Source organism: Microcoleus sp. K5-D4 (assembly GCF_036704575.1).
Classification (GTDB): domain Bacteria; phylum Cyanobacteriota; class Cyanobacteriia; order Cyanobacteriales; family Microcoleaceae; genus Microcoleus.
This window is the reverse complement of record NZ_JAUBSD010000112.1, coordinates 1-20,069: the sequence shown is the minus strand read 5'-3', so window position 1 is coordinate 20,069 and position 20,069 is coordinate 1. Positions and strand designations below refer to the sequence as shown.

Here is a 20,069-nt window from a genome sequence, read left to right as displayed (position 1 = left end):
CAGATTTCACTCACTTTTTCACTTCTCTGTTTTATTGCGATCGTATCCCTCTTTAAAAACTGTCCGAAGTATTGATTTATCAAGGTTGCAGAATACCGATAAAATCATCATAGCGAACAAAAAAACGATATTGATTCGCTGTCGCTCAATTTATTTTTTGGCTCATTTTCATCCCGACGCTCACCTTCGGTAGAGCGCGGGACTTCCCATTCGCATTAGTTAAGATTATCAAATAAAACCTTAACACTCCTCGCCTATAGTTGCGAGGATGAAAAGATTAGGGGGTTTAATCCCTCCAGTCCAGAACTTTAAAACTATTTCGCAAAATTACTAGACATTTGGGCAAAAGCTGAATGGCTTACTGGGACTTAATTGTGCATAATTTGCACAGCCCTGATTTGAGTTTAGATACGGGGCGATCGCATCAAAACCAAAGAAACCGGGTTTTTGGCCGTGGCGATCGGTTTTAACGAAGTATTTTCGTCAAAAACCCGGTTTCTGACTGCCTGCGCGTCAAACCAAAGAAACTAAAGAAACCGGGTTTTTGGCCGTGACGATCGGTTTTAACGCAGTATTCTCCTAAAAAACCCGGTTTCTGACCACCCGGCCTCGATTTTCAGCTTTTAGAGAGAGGTAAAAAGTCCCCCGATCGCTGCACTATGATTAACTAGGAACTCAGCAATTTTGGAGAAGAGGTGAATTGAAATTCGTTTCCGACCCGCAAATAACAGTCAAAATCCGCAAAATGAAAGAGCGGGTGCGGTGGCAAGAACACTCGATCGTCGATCGGGGAATCGACCAAACTCGGATGGTTTTGGAATCTCCAACCACCGACTCTCCAGAGTTTTCGTTTTTAGTCGTAGGCGACAGCGGCACGGGCAACCACCGCGGCTACAATCCCCAGCGGCAGATTGCCGAACAGATGGTCTCCGAACGCGAAACTTGCCGTTTCGTCCTCCACACGGGCGATGTCGTTTATCTCGTCGGTTCCAGCGAATATTACTTGCAAAACTTTATTCGCCCCTACCGAGAATTTATAGTCGGCGGCGAGCATCCCTCTCGCATTGCCTACGATCGCATGGTGTTTAATTTTCCGTTTTTGCCCGTACCGGGAAACCACGACTATTACGACTTGCCGATAGTCTACGGCATTCTGTCGGCGACAGCTTTGCCGCTGCGCCGGCTGTTGGGTTCCAAGTTGGATCTCGATGTCGGCTGGCACGGTTCCGATCGCGGAAATACCTACGCCAAAGCGTTTCTCGACTACCTGCAAGCTCACAAAATGCCGGGAGAGATCGATCGCCACCTAGACGCCCACTACACCGCCAGCACCAGCACAGGCCGCTGCCTCCGCTACCAACCCGGACGCTTTACCCGCTTACCCAACCGCTACTACACCTTCCGCAGCGGCGGCATAGACTTCTTCGCCCTCGACTCCAACACCTTCAACGAGCCCTTACCGATCCCGAAAACCAAACAGGGCGACATTCGCCGCCAGAATTTGGAACTCGATCGCCAGAAATTGGAACAAGAAAAATTGGTAATGCTCGAAATGTGCGATCGGCTGAACCCCCAAATTCCCGAGGAAGACGAACAGCTAGACGACTTGACCGCCAAGTTAGAGCAAGTTGACGAAATGTTGATGGATATTGACAAACAACTGTCCCCCGACAAAACAGCCTCCACGGACGTTGAACAGCTCGAATGGCTCAAAAAAAGGCTGATTGACTCTTGGCACGATTCCGACGTGCGGGGGCGGGTAATTTACCTACACCACCCCCCCTACGTGACAGAGGCGACAAAGTGGAATCAAGCTCAAACTTTGGCGGTTAGGTGGCGATTGCGCGAGGTGCTCGACGGGGTGGCCGATGCAGTTGGGGAAGTGGCGCGGGGGCGTCCGCTAGTAGATTTGGTGCTGACTGGCCACGCTCACTGTTTGGAATACCTGCGGACTGGGGATACTGGACACGGCGACTCTGGGATTAATTGGATTGTCTGCGGGGGAAGCGGCCACAGTCTCCGCCGCCAGCGCCCGGAAGGGCCGATCTTGCAGGAAGCATTGAGTCCTGAAGCTTATCGGTTGGCGCGGCAGTCTGGTTCCGAAACAGCCAGCCGGCGGGTAGCCGAATCTTTGCTATTTGTCGGCCGCAGCGGTCAAGGTTCCCACAAACGCCGTCCTTATTCGTGTTTGCGGATTGATGTTCTCGATGGGTGTCCCCCGAAGTTCCGCATCCGACCTTTGGTTGTTGAACGATTTGAGGGGAAATGGCAGGATATCTCGATCGAACCTTTTGTAATTTAACTGTCGTTTTTCTGTAAGTCTCCATCCCCTTTAAAAACCTGGGCTTTGACCGATTCCGGTTCCCGCTTTTTTAAGGCTACGGGCGATCGAGAGCCGAATTCTCGCACAAAATACTTGTATCAACTTAATTCAGGACAAAAATTCCATGATTGCTAATTTAACCGCCACCGGCTGGGAAATTATTTACCACCGCGCCCACGCTTTACTCGCGGCGCAACTTGGCGGACAGTGGAAGCGCTCGAAATCTCCGGTTCGCCTCTATGAAACCATAGCGGCTATTTCCCATCACGACGATTTGGAGAAAGAATGGGAAGAAAATATTTTGACTGAAGCGGGCGCGCCCTTTGATTTTACCTTGCAGACGGAAACTTCTCTGCCTAAAATTAAAGCCATGACGGAGAATTCCCTATATCGCGGTAGGTGGGTAGCAATGCTGATTTCTATGCACATGAGCTATCTCAATGAAGGAAAGCGGGGAGAGTCGAAGGAACTCGACGAGTTTTTGGACGAACAACTGGAAAATCAAAAAAAATGGCAAAAAGAGTTGAATATTTCTCAGGAAGATGCTAAGGCAGCTTATGCTTTTTTCCAGTGGTGCGATCGGCTATCATTAATTCTTTGCAGCCGCGAGTTACCCGCCGGAGAACGAGCTTTAGAAATTAGTGTCGGCCCGGACGGAAAGCGCTACGATATTGTACAGCACAGCAACGAACTCGTGACTGTAACTCCTTGGCCTTTTGAAGAAGATAAGTTTACGGTGAACGTCGAAGCGTGCGTTTTGGATAAAGTCAAGTTCGACAGCAACCAGGAAATCAAGGAAGCGTTGCACAAAGCTCCCCGCGAAGTCTTAGAGTGGACTTTTGTCAAGTCTTAATTAAACCTCTAGCACAAATACTGTACCGTTCTAGGTTTGTAGCGAGAACTTAAGTCCCAGCGAGTTTGATGAGGACTGGAGCTCTCACTACAAACCAATTTGATTGTTGCCAATTGACCGGACATAATATTATCAATGAGCAATTACCAATTATCAATTACCCCTTACCAATTACCAAAGATGAAACGTTCAGCTTGCCTAATTTTCAATCCCGTCGCCGGTAACAGCGACCCTGACCAAGACTTAGCTAGAATTCAGGAACTTTTAGAGCCTCTTATTGACTTAGACATTCGGCTGACAACCCCCGAATTAGACGCAGATCAAATCGCCCGCGAAGCAGTTGATAGAGGAGTTGAGGCAATTATTGCTTGCGGGGGCGACGGCACATTATCCGCAGTTGCTGGGGCGATTGTCGGCACAAATATTCCTTTAGGAATTATTTCGCGGGGAACGGCTAATGCTTTTGCTAATGCTTTAGAGATTCCGAATACAATTGAAACCGCCTGCGAAAATATTTTGGGAGGGTTGACGCGGGTGGTGGATGCGGCGATTTGCAACGGTGAAATGCCGATGGTTTTGTTAGCTGGAGTGGGTTTTGAGGCGGAAACCGTCGAACTTGCCGATCGCGAAATGAAGAATCGCTGGGGAATGCTGGCTTACATTCTTTCAGGAATTAAACAGTTAAACAATTTAGAAAGATTTGAAGCGGAAATCGAAACCGAAGATAGAATTATCAGCCTTACTGCTGTGGCCGTCACCGTGGCGAATGCAGCGCCACCTACTTCCATTTTAGCTCAAGGCCCGGCAGGAATTATTTTTGATGACGGCTTGCTGGACGTGACGCTGGTGGCGCCTCAGAATAAAGCTGGGGCGATCGCAGCTTCTTATCACCTATTGCAAACAGCTTTGAGCGGCAATGCTACGGATCGCGACGACATCGGTTATTTGCGGGCAAAAAAAGTAACAATTAGTGCCGATCCGCCTCAAAAAGTGGTTGTAGACGGCGAAATCATCGGCATGACTCCGGTTTCTATTGAGTGCGTTCCGGGAGGTTTAACTATTTTTGTACCGCGAGTTGAAGAAGAGCCCGTGGTAGAAAAACTCACCGGTTTAGCGGACATCGAAATTACATTGAAACCCTTAGATGAAAATTTTTAGCGATACAAACAATAAGAAAGACCGCGCGGGCGGTCTTTTATTTTTAGGCGTCTAAGATTTGGCGAATGCGGCGCTCCAAACGTTCGAGATCGAGTCCGCCTTCATCCCGGCTGATGCGGCGCACGGTGACGTTAACATTGCTTAAATCGGCCAGCAAATCTTGGAGGATTTCTTGTTGCTGCCGAGCTTGAGTTATTTCGCGCGGTTCCTGCACCAAATCGCGAACAATGGTATCTTCGGCGCGCGAAGCAACGATCGGGTCTGCTTCGCCATCTACGTGCACGAAAGTGCGGCGACCGGGCCCGCGTTCTTCTTCAATTGGTATTACTGCTGTTACTCGATCGGAGCGTACATATTTGCCAAATCCCAGGTGGACTAAGACGGACGATTGTATTTTCATAGATAGCAAATTTTATTTGTTAGTTATCTATATTTTAACTTTTAAAAATTAGATATGACAACTAAAATAGAGCTATCCTTAATACAATATTTATCGGTTTTTCCTCGGTATTATAGTGGTCATATTTAGTAAAAAATGCTAATATCTGTGGTAATAGCATGATGGCTCAGAAACCGCGTTTTTTAGCGAATCTGCAGGCTGCAAGGCGTCTTTTGGTAGCAACCCGGTTTCGAGGAGTCGGAGGGCATGGGAACCCAAAAACCATGTTTTTACGGGAGCTTCGGGCTACAGTGCGTCTTTTGGTAACAACCCGGTTTTTTGGGCGGAGTGTCTAAATGATGGGTTAACATAAAAATAGAGCAGTTTGCGATCGCCCGCAGCGCAGTTCAGGGACATAGCCTACCGATTCTAGATTTGAGCATTACTTCAACGGAAAAATAGGAAAGCCTAAATCATGCTAATTAGTCTCGACTTAGTTATCAGCCTCCTGACGGCAATTCCCTTCGGCACCGTCAAAGACAAGTTTCAGCGCAACGAAACAGTAATCAAATTATTAAAAAGATTTAACCTCGATCCAGATGCTCCGCCCGCAGATTTTAGCGGAGTCTATGTTTATACTTTAGTAGAATACGGCGCTGGTAAACCGAAGCAGATTTTAGAACTGTTTCGCCAAAAAGAGATTGAATCAGCATTTCGCAAAGCTTTCGAGTCCGATAGCCCAGCCATTTTAATTCAAGCAGGCGATGAATATCTGAATGAGAGTGCTTTAGGCAAAGAAATTCGAGATTTAGGCATTGACCCCCGACGGGAATTCATGGCATTTGCCGCCGTGTTTATGGAAGTAGCAAAGCGGACGCGGACGCTGGGAGATGTGATGGTGGGAAATGCGCTCGCCTCTTTGCAAAAACGCCTATCTATGGTAATGGATCGCATCGAACGCCTCCCCACTATCGAAGGAATTCGCACCGAATTTGCACGACTGGAAGCTCAAGATTATCCCGCACTTCCAGCAGCCGAATCAAGCAATATTCAAAAGTCTAAAGTTTTTATTTTATCGCAACAAGTTCGAGGTTGGTTTGAAACATTAAATTATCAGTTTGAGAAATATGAAATTTGGGAAGATAACTATTTTGAATTGATTATCAATGTTCCCGTCAGACGCAAAAAGTACGATCGCATTTTAGTGCGCGGAATTGCCGGAGAAGCCGGACTCAGGGATATCTCAGCTTTGCGCGAGTCGGTGGAAAGACAGCGCACCGATGAAGGCTGGTTAGTCACCGCCCGCCGCATCAGTCGCGCCGCGCGGGATGAAGTAGAAAAAGATGAAAATCGCGATTTAGCTTGTTATACCTTTGATGAATTACTCGACCAAGATGCCGATTTCACCGCTTATCTGGATTGGCTAGAAACAGAAATTACTAGCCGAGAAATTGATACCAAATATGTGCCACTAGCCTGTACGAAAGAAGAAATTGACCCAGATACTCAGCGCAAGATAGGGGTGAGTCATTATGACGGGCGAGATGGCTGGATCGAAGGTTATATTGACCTGTGGTTGAATGATCCAGTTAAAGAACATATTTCAGTTTTAGGAGAATTTGGAACCGGGAAAACTTGGTTTGCGATGCACTATGCTTGGATGGCGCTGCAACGCTACAAAGAAGCTCAAAAGCGCGGCTTGGAACGTCCGCGTTTGCCGTTAGTAATTCCTTTGCGGGATTACGCCAAAGCAGTTAGCGTTGAGTCGCTATTTTCCGAGTTTTTCTTTCGCAAGCACGAGATACCTTTGGCGGGTTATTCGGCCTTTGAACAACTCAATCGCATGGGTAAATTTCTGTTGATTTTCGATGGTTTTGATGAAATGGCCGCTAAGTGCGATCGGCAAGAAACCATCAACAACTTCTGGGAACTAGCAAAAACCGTCGTTCCCGGCGCAAAAGTCATCCTCACTTGCCGTACCGAACACTTTCCTGAAGGCAAGGAAGGACGGGCATTGTTCAATGCAGAACTGCAAGCATCAACAACCATTTTAACAGGCGAAACTCCCCAATTTGAAGTCTTAGAATTAGAGAAATTTAACGACGAGCAAATTGGGCAAGCGCTGTCATTTCAAACAGAAGCCGCGACAGTGGAAAAAGTGATGGGAAACCCGCAATTATTAGATTTAGCGCGTCGCCCGGTGATGACCGAGTTAATTTTGGAAGCATTGCCCGATATTGAAGCTGGAAAACCAGTCGATATGTCGCGGATCTATCTGTATGCGGTGCGGCGGAAGATAGAGAGAGATATCAAAGCAGAACGGACTTTTACTTCTTTGGCAGATAAGCTCTACTTTTTGTGCGAGTTATCGTGGGAAATGCTGTCAACCAACCAAATGAGCCTGAATTATCGCGGTTTTCCCGATCGCATTCGCAGCTTGTTTGGTTCCGTCGTCCAAGAGGAAAAAGACTTAGACCACTGGCACTACGACATGATGGGTCAAACGATGCTGATTCGCAATGCAGATGGCGATTATGCTCCCGCGCACCGTTCGTTATTAGAGTTTTTTGTCGCTTATAAATTTGCAGCAGAATTGGGAGTTTTGGCTGCAGATTTTACCGAATTAGTGGCGCCTGAAGAGTCTTGTGTAAATCGTAATACTGAGGCTCAATTATACACTTGGTCTAATTATTGTCAGCTTCAGGCCCAGAAGAGAAATAACAACGAACTTATCGCCCCCTTGCAGGGATTTGTTGCTGAAAATTCAAGTAAACTTCGTCAGAGTTTCGGACAAGCACCACTGACGAAAGCAGTCATGGATTTGTTGTTGCCGATGGTTTCAGAAACCGGGATTGTGCCGCTTCTGGAAATTCTGGAAGCAACGCGGGGTCAAACTGAAAGTGAAGTAGGTTATGTGGGAGGGAATGCGGCTACGCTGTTGTTAAAAAAGGACAAAACTGCTTTAGAAGGTAAAGACCTCTCTAGTGCCGTTATTTTAGGTGCTGATTTTACAAATGCGACGCTGCGCCACGTCAATTTTGCTGAAGCGAATTTGGCTAATTCTGCTTTTACTAAAATCTTTGGCAGTGTTCGGTCAGTAATATTTAGTCCTGATGGCAAACTGTTAGCTACAGGTGATAGTGATAGCGTAGTTCGCTTGTGGGAAGCTAGTAGTGGAAGAGAAATATTGACCTGTAAAGGACATACCAACGTGGTGCAGTCTGTCGCCTTCAGTCCTGACGGTGAGATACTGGCTAGCGGCAGTTATGACAAAATAATCAAGTTATGGGATGTCAATACTGGTGAATGTTTAAAAGTGTTGCAGGGACATACCGAAGCAGTAATGTCTGTCACCTTCAATCCTGATGGAAATATACTTGCTAGTGGGAGTTTCGATCGCACGATAAGATTATGGGATATCCGCACGGGTGAATGCCTCCAAATTTTGCAAGCCCATACTAAAGTTGTATTTTCAGTTGCTTTCCATCCTGCGGGTGAGATGCTTGCCAGTGGAAGCGGCGACAGAACCGTGAGGCTATGGAATATCGGTACTGGTGAATGTCTCAAAACTTTGCAAGGTCATACTAAAAACGTGTTTTCAGTTGCTTTCGATTCTGCTGGTGAAATACTTGCTAGTGGAAGTGCCGACAAAACAGTGAGGCTGTGGAATATCGGTAGCGGTGAATGTCTCAAAACCTTGGAGGGACATTTCGATCAAGTACGGTCTATCGCCTTTAGTCCTTCCGGCGAAATACTCGCAAGTGGAAGTTACGATCAAACAGCGAAACTGTGGGATATCAAGACTGGTGAATGCTTGAATACTTTGCACGCGCATTGTAATCAAGTAGGGTCAGTGGCTTTCCATCCTGCTGGTGAAATACTTGTTAGCGGTAGTTACGACCAAACGTTGAGGCTGTGGGCTATTAACAGCGGTGAATGCTTGAATACGCTGCAAGGGCATAGCACTCAAGTAAGGTCAGTAGCCTTTAGTCCAAACGGTGAAATTATTGCCAGCGGCGATGACGAACAAACAATTAGGCTGTGGGATGTCAACACTGGTGAATGCCTCCAAATCTTGCAGGGTCATCTCGATCGGGTACATTTAGTTGCCTTCCATCCAAACGGTGAAATACTTGCTAGCGGAGGTTATGACCAAACGGTGAGGTTGTGGGATATCCGCAGTGGGGAATGCCTCAATATTTTGCTAGAGAGTGGAAAAGAAGTACGGTCGATCGCCTTTAGCCCTTCGGGTGAAATACTTGCCAGTGGTAGTTCTGACCAAACGGTGAGGCTGTGGGATATCCGCAGTGGTGAATGCCTCAAAACCTGGCAAGGGCATAACAGTTCATTATACTCGGTTGCCTTCAGTCCTTTGGGCGAGATATTTGCCAGTACAGGTTATGACGGAACGGTGAGGCTGTGGGATATCCATACTGGTGAATGCCTCCAAATCTTGCAGGGGCATACCGGTTGGACACGCGCGATCGCCTTTAGCCAGAACGGTGAAATACTTGCCAGTGGAAGTATCGATCAAACAGTAAGACTATGGGATATCAATAGCGGTGAATGCCTCAATATTTTTCACGGCCATACTGATTGGATACGTTCAGTGGCCTTTAGTTATTCGGGTGAGTTAGTTGCTAGTGGAAGTGTCGATCACACGGTAAGATTATGGGATATCCGTACAGGTGAGTGTCTAAAAATTTTCCAATATAACCCCAGTAGAATTAACTCATTTGCCTTCAATTATGATGATACACTGATTGCTAGTTGCAGTCGGGATGGCACAATTATGATTTGGGATATTGAGACTGGTGAGTGCCTCAAAATACTCAAAAGTGACAGACCTTATGAAAACATGAATATTGCAGGAGTTACGGGTTTAACGGAAGTTGAAAAAGCCACGCTCAAAGCTTTAGGGGCTGTTGAAAATTAATCATCGCAAAAGAGGAAGTATGCAGTCAGCAATACGGATTACAACCAAAGTTCTTGCAGGAAATAAACTTGAAATTCAAATGCCTCCGGGATCTGTGGGCGAAGAGGTTGAAGTTTTTGTGATTATACCAGAAAAGCCTCAAGGTGGGCGGCGTAAAGTGTTGCAATTGCTTACAGAAATCCGCAGCCGTCATGTTTCCAGAACTGTTGAAGAAATCGATCGGAACTAGAAGCAGAAAGAAACTCATGGGACAACTAAAGCTACCATCCTCTGCTACAATTTACTTGGATACACAAGTCATTATTTACACCGTTGAAGCTAACCCGAATTACTATTCGCTTTGGATCGAACCGAAAACCTGTTCAACAGTTAGATTTAGTTCGGGAAAAGCAGACGATAAAATTCGATCGCCCTCTCGGAACAGGCTAACCTGATACTCCCCATCAACCAACTGGTAAACTGAGATAGTCGGTTGTTTCGGATTACCAATGAAACGTTTGCCGCCCAAAGCAGCATAATCCACAACCCAATATTCCGGGATACCCAATCTTTCATAATCAGCCACTTTAACCAGGTAATCATCTTGCCAGTTGGTGCTAACTACCTCCACAGCAAGTTTAACAGAATCACCTTGCGTAATAATCGATGATTTTTTCCAAAGTGGCTCCGAAATCAAGGCTGGCTTGTCTAATATTATGATGTCTGGCTGAAACCCTGTAGTCGCGGCTGGAGGTCTGACGAAATAGGTTGATGGTGTTATATAAGGAAGATTTAGGCGATCGATTTCTACGTTAATTTTGCGGATTAGAAAACTTGTAACTTCCTCATGGTCTCCGTTTGGATTCATCTCAACTATCACTCCATTTCGTAGCTCGAAACGTCCTTTGCCATCGGGATACCACTCTAGGAATTCTTCAAATGTTAGTAGTTTGGCTGTGGTTTGAATCATGTTGGCACGGCCTCTTCTTTTTAACTGGAATCAGTAAATATCCAGTTGGATAATTTATTGTATCATTCTTCATAGGACTTACGCACGGGTAGTCAGAAACCGGGTTTTTTCGACACTACTTCGTTGAGGCCAGCAGATTCGGCCAAAAACCCGGTTTCTTGTCGAAGTGCGCCCGAGTAGTCAGAAACCGGGTTTTTTCGACAATACTTCGTTGAGGCCAGCAGAAACGGCTAAAAACCCTGTTTCTAGCGTACCTTACTGACTAAACTGTTGAGCGTAGTAGCCAGCATATCGATCGCCCTTTTCCAGCAACTCCTCGTGCGTCCCAGATTCGACAATTCTGCCTTTTTCCAAAACTAAAATGCGATCGGCTCTCCGCACAGTAGCCAAACGGTGCGCGATAATAAACACAGTGCGATCGCGCATCAATCTTTCCAGCGCTTCCTGCACTAAACTTTCGGATTCCGAATCCAGCGCCGATGTCGCTTCATCCAAAATCAATATTCTGGGATCGAGCAAAACTGCACGGGCGATCGCAATTCTTTGTTTCTGTCCCCCAGATAAATTTACACCCCTTTCTCCTACCCAAGTTTGATAGCCCTCGGGAAACTGACTAATAAATTGATGAGCGTTAGCAATCTCCGCAGCTTTTTGAACATCTTTCAGTTCATAATAAGATTGACCGAAAGCGATATTTTGAGCAATTGTACCCGAAAAAAGAATAGTTTCCTGCGGTACAATTCCGATTTGCCTCCGCAGAGTATTTAACGTGACATCTTGAATATCAATACCGTCAATTAAAATCTGTCCCGCTTGCGGATCGTAGAATCTGGGTAATAAGTTTACTAAAGTAGTTTTACCCGCACCGGATGCACCCACGAGAGCAATCATTTCTCCGGGAAGCACCAACAAACTCATGTTTTGCAGAATGGGTGTCTCTGAGTTATAGGCAAAATTAATATTGCGGTATTCGACTTTTCCGGTAACGTGGGGAAGTTCAATGGCACCCGCTTTTTCGACTACAGCGGGTTCAATTGCTAATAATTCAAAAATGCGATCGCTAGAAGCTTCTCCCTGCTTAAAATCCCCGTAATTAGCAGTTGTAATAGCAATGGGGTCAATTAAAAGTGCCACCCCTGCAATATAACTGATAAATTCAGTACCTGTAAGATTTCCTTGAGAAATTTGCCAACCTCCCAAGAAAAAGAGCAAAATCACGCTCATCGCTTCCAGAAAACCAACTACAACGAACTGAAGTGCTTTTATTCGTTCTGACAAATACTTAGCGCGGCGGTTTTGTTCTGCTTCTTCTGCAAAGCGGGCAATTTCGTAGTCTTCAGCCACAAATGCTTTGATTAAACGAATGCCACTAAATACTTCTGTCAGCAAAGCGGATAAATCAGAGATGCGATTTTGACTTTGACGCGAGTAACTCAGCAGTTTTTCGCCAAACCAGCCAATTAAAATAGCCATCAGCGGTGCAATAATTAATGCACCCAAGGTTAATTGCCAGTTGAGATAAATCATATATCCCAGGACGGCAATTAGCTGCAAAATACAAGGAATAAACTGATGAAAAAATTTATTTACGACTTCGCCAATGCGGTCAATATCTTCGGTGAGGCGGTAGGATAAGTCTCCGGTTTTGGCAGTTTCAAAGTAGCCGAGATTGAGTTTTTGCAGGTGGGAGTAGACTTTTTTGCGGATTTCTAAAGCAATAGTCAAAGCTGCTTTTGCCATCAGCGTATCTTGACCGTACTGGGCTGTACCGCGAAGTAGAAATATAATGGCGCTGAGTGCAGCAATTTGAGCGAACCCTTGTAAATCTCCTTTACCTATAAATTTGGCTGTTTCGCCAACCAGCCACGCTATAATCGGCCAAAATACGGTAAATACTACGGTACAAGCTAATGCTTTACCGATGGTTTGTTTTTGGGGACGGAGGTAGGGTAAGATTTGCCAGTATGTCGATCGAGTTTTCAAGATATTTTGCCCTCGCAAATTCTGTTTTTGGGGATCTCTGCAAGAATATTCAAACTTCGATCCCCCCTAACCCCCCTTAGTAAGGGGGGGACAAGATTATTATTCAAAGTCCCCCTTTTGAAGGGGGATTTAGGGGGATCTCTGCGTAAGTCATAGAGATATCTGAGCCAAAACATGATAACAGTGATCGGGCAAATCTCAACAATCATTCTTCACCGAAAGCATCCGGGATACAAAGCCCCCGGATTCATCCGTGGGTTAACTGTCCAATTCTTCAATCTAAAATCTAAAATCTAAAATCTAAAATCATTCCTGACCGTCGGCATGAGTAGCCTGTACTTTAGCCCCCGCGACAACTTCGCCCCGAAAGGCGGCTGACTCTCCGGGCGCAAGAGTAACTGGTTGAGCGTAGATAAATCCGTTGTCAATTAAATTGCCTGACTCGTCCAAAACTTCATAATTGACTTTGACATTCTTGATTATTTTGCAGCCTTGATTAAGGACTTTACCGCTAAAAAAGTTGCCGTCATAATTAGTCGCTGCAATTGACACCTTCGCAGCAATGTTGGAACCGGGAATGCAAGTTTGGGAATTTCCTAAAGATGGCTGTTTCTCGCATAACTTGCCTAAGTCTATTGTTTTGCCGTCGGGGGTTTTCATGTAGCAAAACGGCTCGTCAATTTCGGAGTTTTGGGCAATTGTATTTGTAGCGTCTGCAATCAAAAGGCGAGCTGATATCGGGGACATTAGTAAACTAGATAAAGCTACTGTTAAATGTAAATAAATCATACTTTTTTAGGCAAGTTAGGAAATTAATTTTACAATATAATGCAGCTAAAATTAGGCTAGCATATCTATATGTATGGCGCGTCACTCTCATGCTGCATTGGGCTATGATAAGACATCAAACTTTATAAAGTAAAGTAAAGTCATGGTCGTTACTCAAGATAACCCAGGACAAAAACGTTAGAACTGATTGTGGTGTTCTTGAGCAGGAAAGGAGAGCACTTGACCTCATCCCACGTTCTCAAAATTGTAGCGACTGCCGGCAAGCGGGCCGAGGTTGAGGGGAAAGTTTCGCCGCACTCGCTAAGGCATTCTCCCGCCAGTCAGGCATTGAATAGGGGTGTGCCCATCAACTTGGTGCAAGCAACATTGGGACACAGCTAAATTGAGACGACGGGTCGCTATCTTCACGCGAACCCTGCTGATAGTAGCGGGTTGCATCTGCTGGTGTAGGACTAGGGCAGCAGAACTATAACTGCTTTCTCCACTACATCTTTTCAAACATGGCGATCGCTATCAGTATATAGGAATCCTAAATGATTTGCGTAATTATTGTAGGGGCAATCCCCCCGTGGTTGCCCCGATAGAGAGGGGGTAGGCACGGGGGCACTACCCCTACAAATTTATCTGAATGATTTAGGATTGCTATACTGCGTTGGAGTCTTCATCAACTGCTTTCAAGTGATGTCAATGCTATGGCAACACGCTATTGAAAAACTCCTAAAAGGGAAGTGATGGACGGGTACGGTCAAAAGTTACTCTGTTCTACCCGATCGCACGCCTGGAATTTTGAGTCGGATACGGTAAAGACCATTACTTGCAGTTCGGCAATTGCATTTTTCAAGCAAACTCGGCGAGATCGGGGCTGTAATCTTTAGCCGATATCAGATGCCAATTGGTATTACCAACTAGCCTTAAGACCTGCTCGTGATACTGTACCAAAGTCGGACGGTGACCGACACTGATAAAGGCAGTTCCTGTTTCTTTGAGCAACTGATAGAGCCGTCTCTCGTTAGCCACATCCAATGCACTCGTTGATTCATCCAAAATAGCGTAGCGAGGTTTAGTCAGCAGTAGGCGTGCAAATGCTAACCGTTGTTGTTCTCCTAGTGACAAAACATCAGCCCATTCCAATTCCACATCAAATCCACCTACCCGTTCTGGCAAATGGGAAAGATTGACTTGTTCGAGTACTTCGTGCAGTTGTTCATCAGTAACTTGACCGCTGGTGTTGGGATATAGCAATTGGCTGCGTAAGTCCCCTAGCAGCATATAAGGCCGTTGGGGCAAAAACAGCGTTTTCTCCGGTTTAGGACGGACAATGCAACCCGTACCCCCATTCCACAATCCTGCGATCGCTCGCATTAACGAACTCTTGCCAGCGCCAGAAGGTCCAACAATCAAGACGCTTTCACCCTGCCCCACCTTGAAAGATAAATCTCTAACTAAGATTCGCTCATAGTTAGGCGTCTCTAAGGTAACTCGTTGGAGAGCGAGATAGTGCTGTTCCACAACATCAATCGTTGCCATGCCGGCTCGAGGTGCTGCCATTTGCTCGGACAGAACCCGATCAAATGTTCCTAAACGATTAATCTGAGTGGTAAAGTTAGTTAGCATATCAAAATTCTCGGCAATAAAGCCCAGGGCACTTAAAATAGACACAAACGCTCCAGAAGCTTGCGTTACCTGCCCAAAATCTATCTGACCCGCAAAGTATCGATGAGCTAAAAAAACTATAGGTAAATTTGTAAATATCATCCCTGTTCCTTGGGTAAAGAAACCAAGGTTACGCTGCAAGACAATCAGGTTATTAAAATTATTCAATACTTCATTAAATCGCTGTGATACTGCACTAAATTCACGCTCTTCACCTCGGTAAAAAGCAATGGATTCACTGTGGTCTCGAAGATGAACCAAACTATAGCGAAAATTTGCTTCTCGTTGTAATTGATTGAACTTTAATCTACTTAATCTCTTACCTATAAAGATAGTGAAAACAGTTCTAAAAACAGCCAGTATAAATACAACTAAAGTCAGTGCCTTGTCAATTGTAAAGAGAACGCCGAGAAAAGAAATTATTGTGACAACTTGGTTGAATAATAATCCCCAAATATCAATATTTTGCTTAACAAACAAATTAACGTCTTCAGCTAAACGCTGATCGGGATTATCAACCTTATCATTGAACTTAATTTTGTAGAAACCTTGATTGCTAAAATATTTCTTCAGTAAGTGATTCGTTAGCCACTTTCGCCAGTAGAGTTGCAGTACATTTTGCGAATATAAGAAGAAAACCATAATGGGCGTGAATATGGCAAACAGACCCAATAGCATCAGCCACATCTTATAGAAGTCTGAAACATTCTTTCCCGTGACTGCATTCATCAAGTCCCGCATAATATAGCTCTGGACTATGCCCACAGCATTGAAACCTAGCATTAATAACATTATGAGGGCGAACAACCCCCTAGCTCCCCATTTTTCTGTGGAAAAGAAGTAGGGGTTTGCGATAGACCAAAACTGCTTTACCGACTGCTTCAATTGATTCATCTTTTCTTATGGGTAGGAAAAATTGTGCTTTGGTGGAAACTACCTGTAGCGGATGGGGCAATTCTCATCCTTCTTGTCCATCAGCGACACCTGGTATGGGTGATGCTCCCGTGGTACTTCCCTAATGATGCTCGGATAACTTCATGATTTCTATCTTAAGGTAGATGACACATCTTAAACCTCAGTAATTTTACTGGTTAAACGGAACTTACCCCGCACACGGGGTAAGTTCCGTCTGAAACCATTGCGAGGTGAGACTTGCCCGGAGCCTCCAAGTCTTTTACATGACTACAATCTCTTACAACCCTTATGTGGCTGGGTTTTTGCTTAAATTTATCTATAAAAAAATACTCTCGCCCTAAATATTGAGTGAGAAAATCTTAAATACATGACTACGGTTTGTCGGCAGTCAAGTCGCTAAAACCGAGACGGGACAAAGAATACAGCCCACAGAACTACCCCCGCAGGGGGTAAGTTCCGATTTAAAATCAGTAAAATGGCTTTAAGCTGTTGGGCATCTAAATTGTATTTTTGGGCGGGCTACAAGCCCACCCCACAAGAATTAGATGCACGGGCTAGGAGCAACGGCAAACAAGCATTAAATACGCACCTTGCGAGATTATCTAATACTCGGCTTTCTATTCCTAAGATTCTGCGCTCCGGGAACTTTCCGGCTGGGACGGCGATTGTTCAAATTACTCGCAGTTCGAGCATTCAAAGCATCAGCAGAAGGTATCAAACCCAAGTCTTGCAAAATTTCAACAGCCGCCCTTTGTCCAGTTTCGCAACCGCCTTCCATGTAACCTTGATTTTCCAGCGAAGTGTGTTCCCCGGCAAAATATAAATTGCCAACTCGTTCGCCTTCAACCCCGTACATTTGCGTCCACTGTCCGACTAAATAGCAGGAATAAGAACCTTTAGAAAAGCGTTCTCCCGGCCAATAAGCTCGCACAGCTTTGCCCGATCGCAAATTTCTCACTCCGGGAAAAACTCTTTCAAATTGGTTCAAAAATCTTTGTGCTTGGTCTTCGGGAGTTCCGGCACCGATCGACAAACCCTGCTTTCCTCCTGTAAAATTAGTAACTAAACCGTTAGGAGTAGCAACAAAAGGCGTAGCTTCCCAGGTACTCTGGAATCCTAAATCGCTATAAACAGAAGCAGTCGATCGATAAGGTTCCCGCCAAATTCGGCTGCGGTAGCCGGTAATTAACTTAGAATTAGTACCGTAACCCAATTGCTCGATCGCCCTACGCTTCGGTTGGGGCAAAGGTACGTTAATTTTAACGTCTCGCAGAGTGCTGAACGGCAAAGTTAACAAAACTCGCTCGTAAGTGCGCTCGAAGGCGCTTTGTCCCGATCGCAAATTTACCCGATAGCGGCCATCCGGCAAAAGAGTAATCGCTTCCAAAACCGTCCCCGCCTCGATCGAACCAGACAATTGACCCGCCAAACGGTTGATAATTTGACTATTACCCCCGTCAATTTGATAACGCTCATCGCTGTTGCCGTACAATTCAAAACTGCCCGGTTCAGAACCGATTAAAAACAGCAGATTTAACGCCGACTGTTCTTCAGGATCTCGACCGTATTCTCCCGTATAAGCAATGCGGAGTAGCTGCCGGACAATCGTGCTAGTCTCAGCTTGATCTACATATTCAGCGATCGAAAGATTGTCCAATCTTTCCGCTGCTTCTGTAAAATCTTGATAGCTAATTTCATCGCCAACCGCCTCCAAATCAGCAGTAATTTTACTCGCTAGCGGCGCAAAATCTGCGATTATTTGCTCAAGAGAAAAGCGGCGCCCTTGAAAGAAAAAAGTATCCTTCACCAGTCCACTCTGCACTTGGGCTAAGTCGATCGCCCGCAAACCCAATTCCGTCGCCAGCGAGATTAAATTAGTGTGGCCGGTGTCAATAAATTCTCCCCCCAGATCCGCCGGAATCAGCGTTCCAGCCACCTTGGGAATAGTGCGAATCCGCCCCCCCACGCGGTTAGTTGCCTCGATTATATCGGCGCGCACGCCCGCTTGGCGCAAGCGATAGGCCGCCGTCAAACCCGCAATCCCCGCACCCACAACCAAAATCGGCGATCGTCCGCCCTGTTGAGCAAAAGCTCCCCCTCCCTCCCTGGTAAAAGTCGCAGCAGCCACAGCCCCCGCAGCAGCTAAACCTCCGTGCAGCAAGCGGCGCCGAGATATGGGAGAATTGGGAATGCCAGCGCTCAGCATCCCCAGCAGTTCATCAGCCGGAATGCCCGTTTCCCTTGATTTCTGAGCAATACTCGCAGCGCGGCGCAGCATTGCCATCAGTCCAGATTTAGCCATAATTAAGACATCCTCACAAAACAAAACTTTGATGTAAACTGGATTCTCGATCGTGCAATTTCCAGACTAAAGTCCAGAGAGATTTTTTTAATAATGCTAACCCTCAGAACACTGTTCGACAGCAAATTTTATCTCGAAAACAACCCAGATGTGGCCGTAGCAGTTGCCAGAGGCACGGTATCGAGTCCCTTCGATCACTACCGAAAAATTGGCAAATTTGAAAATCGCGACCCGAATGCCCTGTTCGACGCCAGCTATTATTTAGACACCAATACAGATGTAGCGGTATCAGCCAAACTCAATGGCTTTTCAGCAGCCGATCACTTTATTAGATTCGGTCAATTTGAACGACGCAACCCCAACCCTTTCTTCGATGTTGGTTTCTATTTAGCAAGCAACCCAGATGTTCAGACAGCAGTCCAAACAAATCAATTTACCCCTTTTGAACACTACTTCAAAGCCGGTCAATTAGAAAACCGCAAAGCCAGCGTTTTCTTCGATCCCAGCTTTTATCTAGAAAAATATCCGCTGGTAGCAGCAGCAGTCAATAGTGGCGCAGTTAAAAGTGCGATCGACCATTACATTCAATTCGGTCAACAAGAAGGACTGTTGAGCACTCTCCCCGATCCCGCCGACAATTTGAACGCAGCAAAAAGCCTGGGCATTCTCACAGAAATTCAAACGGCGAGCGATTTGGTGGGAGCAGCGGAACCAGCCGACATTTACAGTTTCATCCTCAATACTCCCAGCCTTTTCAGTGTAACTGTTGACGGTTTGAGTGCAGATGTTGATGTTGAATTAATTCAAGATCTCAACGGCAACGGCGCAGTTGGATTAGATGATCTTATTGCTTCGTCTAACAATTTAGGCACGGCTTCAGAAACAATTGTCAGCAATGGGGCTTTACCTGCGGGGACTTATTTTGTCCGCGTTTCTCAATTTCAAGGCGATACAAATTATGACTTGAGATTGCTAGCCGCTCCCTCAGTAATACCGCCCCAATTTTAAATCAAAATAACGTATATAGCAAGCCTAAATTACCCAAACCACCCCAGACTTCTCCTCACTTCTCCTCTCTCCCTTCGCGGTCTTTGCGCCTTCGCGGTTCGTAAAAAAACATCGGGTTTACAAAGGATTTAGACTTGCTATAAAACAGGTTGCAAAAAGGGCGAGCGACAATTTGCCCAGGTTTCACTTATTAGTTGCTGGCCCGCTGGGAGAAGGCAAAGATTGAACAGGTGTCGGAGGCCAATTAGAGCGACTTCTGGTGAGAGTAGTAGACACCAAAGCATAGCCCAAAACAGCAGGAAGCACGATCGCACTCAGAAACACGATCCCCGCAGCCCAAGTCATCGTATTCGAGATCGGGCCGTAATGAGTGCGGTAAGGGTCAAACGTTGGTAAATTCTGCCTCGGGGCATCCCGCAGCGCGATCGGACGTTTGAACCGCACCCGCCTGTCGTCGAGTTTTTCGAGCAAAATCCAGCCAGCTTCCGCCTCTTCCCCGCACAGCTTGTGAAAAATCGCAGGATTGCGGAACAAATCGTTGCTAGCCCGCACAATCTTGTACTCCCAAACCGTCAAATCAACAGAATTGGGATCAGATTTAAGATTGCCCTTGGAGCGCGCATTTTCAGGTGCATTAAAATTATCCTCTTGAGATTCGTACCGAGTCAAAACTTCCTCCTCCTCATCGCATTTTTGCCCCGCATCTAATTGCTCGTGGCTCACCAAAAGACCCACAAGCGCAGCCCTGGGGGGGTGACAACCCACCCAAAACCCATAGCTAGTAAGGATTGAGCCAACTTGTGGTAAAAAAAGATAGGCAG

Annotated in this window: 14 protein-coding genes; 7 read left to right on the top strand and 7 right to left on the bottom strand. The window is 45.9% G+C overall.

Annotated features, from left to right (window positions below; all coding sequences use genetic code 11):
• The first annotated feature begins 700 nt into the window (after window positions 1-700).
• The 3 genes from QUA77_RS25780 (at window position 701) to QUA77_RS25770 (ending at window position 4,334) form a co-directional block, all read left to right on the top strand.
• Window positions 701-2,302: a metallophosphoesterase gene (locus QUA77_RS25780; protein ID WP_333453354.1), complete on the top strand. Its 1,602-nt coding sequence runs from the start codon at window positions 701-703 to the stop codon at window positions 2,300-2,302.
• A 145-nt stretch (window positions 2,303-2,447) separates the two neighbouring features.
• A complete protein-coding gene (locus QUA77_RS25775) occupies window positions 2,448-3,176 on the top strand; it encodes a DUF3891 family protein (protein WP_333453352.1) in 729 nt (242 codons plus the stop codon).
• A gap of 180 nt (window positions 3,177-3,356) precedes the next feature.
• On the top strand, window positions 3,357-4,334 hold the full coding sequence (locus QUA77_RS25770; protein WP_333453350.1) for a YegS/Rv2252/BmrU family lipid kinase: 978 nt from the start codon (window positions 3,357-3,359) through the stop codon (window positions 4,332-4,334).
• A gap of 43 nt (window positions 4,335-4,377) precedes the next feature.
• On the opposite strand, the gene QUA77_RS25765 is transcribed toward QUA77_RS25770, so the two are convergent.
• On the bottom strand, window positions 4,378-4,734 hold the full coding sequence (locus tag QUA77_RS25765) for a hypothetical protein (RefSeq protein WP_006631047.1): 357 nt from the start codon (window positions 4,732-4,734) through the stop codon (window positions 4,378-4,380).
• A gap of 454 nt (window positions 4,735-5,188) precedes the next feature.
• Here QUA77_RS25765 and QUA77_RS25760 point away from each other — a divergent pair, with 454 nt between their 5' ends.
• Window positions 5,189-9,649, top strand: a complete 4,461-nt coding sequence (locus QUA77_RS25760; RefSeq protein ID WP_333453348.1) for a WD40 domain-containing protein — start codon at window positions 5,189-5,191, stop codon at window positions 9,647-9,649.
• Window positions 9,650-9,668: 19 nt separating this feature from the next.
• Entirely contained in the window at window positions 9,669-9,878 is a 210-nt protein-coding gene (locus QUA77_RS25755) for a hypothetical protein (RefSeq protein WP_333039316.1), read from the top strand.
• 102 nt (window positions 9,879-9,980) lie between these two features.
• Here the strand turns inward: QUA77_RS25755 and QUA77_RS25750 are convergent, their stop codons facing one another.
• From QUA77_RS25750 to QUA77_RS25740, 3 genes are all read right to left on the bottom strand, one after another.
• Window positions 9,981-10,598 (bottom strand): Uma2 family endonuclease, encoded by a 618-nt coding sequence (locus QUA77_RS25750; protein WP_333039319.1) that lies wholly within the window; start codon window positions 10,596-10,598, stop codon window positions 9,981-9,983.
• A 255-nt stretch (window positions 10,599-10,853) separates the two neighbouring features.
• Window positions 10,854-12,581, bottom strand: a complete 1,728-nt coding sequence (locus tag QUA77_RS25745) for an ABC transporter ATP-binding protein (protein WP_333039322.1) — start codon at window positions 12,579-12,581, stop codon at window positions 10,854-10,856.
• Between the two features lie 306 nt (window positions 12,582-12,887).
• The gene (locus QUA77_RS25740; RefSeq protein ID WP_333453345.1) at window positions 12,888-13,370 is read right to left on the bottom strand and encodes an FxLYD domain-containing protein; all 483 of its coding nucleotides are present in this window, start codon (window positions 13,368-13,370) and stop codon (window positions 12,888-12,890) included.
• Window positions 13,371-13,559: 189 nt separating this feature from the next.
• On the opposite strand from QUA77_RS25740, the gene QUA77_RS25735 reads away from it, so the two are divergent.
• Window positions 13,560-13,751, top strand: coding sequence for a tyrosine-type recombinase/integrase (locus tag QUA77_RS25735; protein ID WP_333119758.1), 192 nt, complete (start codon window positions 13,560-13,562; stop codon window positions 13,749-13,751).
• A gap of 456 nt (window positions 13,752-14,207) precedes the next feature.
• Here QUA77_RS25735 and QUA77_RS25730 read toward each other — a convergent pair whose 3' ends face one another.
• Together QUA77_RS25730 and QUA77_RS25725 are read right to left on the bottom strand one after the other, a co-directional pair.
• On the bottom strand, window positions 14,208-15,917 hold the full coding sequence (locus tag QUA77_RS25730; RefSeq protein ID WP_333453343.1) for an ABC transporter ATP-binding protein/permease: 1,710 nt from the start codon (window positions 15,915-15,917) through the stop codon (window positions 14,208-14,210).
• Window positions 15,918-16,536: 619 nt separating this feature from the next.
• A complete protein-coding gene (locus QUA77_RS25725) occupies window positions 16,537-18,240 on the bottom strand; it encodes an NAD(P)/FAD-dependent oxidoreductase (RefSeq protein ID WP_333039330.1) in 1,704 nt (567 codons plus the stop codon).
• Between the two features lie 93 nt (window positions 18,241-18,333).
• Between QUA77_RS25725 and QUA77_RS25720 the strand changes: the two genes are divergently transcribed.
• Window positions 18,334-19,248 (top strand): PPC domain-containing protein, encoded by a 915-nt coding sequence (locus QUA77_RS25720; RefSeq protein ID WP_333039331.1) that lies wholly within the window; start codon window positions 18,334-18,336, stop codon window positions 19,246-19,248.
• A gap of 183 nt (window positions 19,249-19,431) precedes the next feature.
• On the opposite strand, the gene QUA77_RS25715 is transcribed toward QUA77_RS25720, so the two are convergent.
• Entirely contained in the window at window positions 19,432-19,983 is a 552-nt protein-coding gene (locus QUA77_RS25715) for a hypothetical protein (protein WP_333453355.1), read from the bottom strand.
• Between the last annotated feature and the right edge of the window lie 86 nt (window positions 19,984-20,069).

What these genes read in the sequence shown, in the direction of transcription:
- QUA77_RS25740 (WP_333453345.1), bottom strand. Translation starts at nt 13,370, where the DNA reads ATGATTTATTTACATTTAACAGTAGCTTTATCTAGTTTACTAATGTCC.
- QUA77_RS25775 (WP_333453352.1), top strand. Translation starts at nt 2,448, where the DNA reads ATGATTGCTAATTTAACCGCCACCGGCTGGGAAATTATTTACCACCGC.
- QUA77_RS25750 (WP_333039319.1), bottom strand. Translation starts at nt 10,598, where the DNA reads ATGATTCAAACCACAGCCAAACTACTAACATTTGAAGAATTCCTAGAG.
- QUA77_RS25765 (WP_006631047.1), bottom strand. Translation starts at nt 4,734, where the DNA reads ATGAAAATACAATCGTCCGTCTTAGTCCACCTGGGATTTGGCAAATAT.
- QUA77_RS25770 (WP_333453350.1), top strand. Translation starts at nt 3,357, where the DNA reads ATGAAACGTTCAGCTTGCCTAATTTTCAATCCCGTCGCCGGTAACAGC.
- QUA77_RS25725 (WP_333039330.1), bottom strand. Translation starts at nt 18,240, where the DNA reads ATGGCTAAATCTGGACTGATGGCAATGCTGCGCCGCGCTGCGAGTATT.
- QUA77_RS25720 (WP_333039331.1), top strand. Translation starts at nt 18,334, where the DNA reads ATGCTAACCCTCAGAACACTGTTCGACAGCAAATTTTATCTCGAAAAC.
- QUA77_RS25730 (WP_333453343.1), bottom strand. Translation starts at nt 15,917, where the DNA reads ATGAATCAATTGAAGCAGTCGGTAAAGCAGTTTTGGTCTATCGCAAAC.
- QUA77_RS25755 (WP_333039316.1), top strand. Translation starts at nt 9,669, where the DNA reads ATGCAGTCAGCAATACGGATTACAACCAAAGTTCTTGCAGGAAATAAA.
- QUA77_RS25760 (WP_333453348.1), top strand. Translation starts at nt 5,189, where the DNA reads ATGCTAATTAGTCTCGACTTAGTTATCAGCCTCCTGACGGCAATTCCC.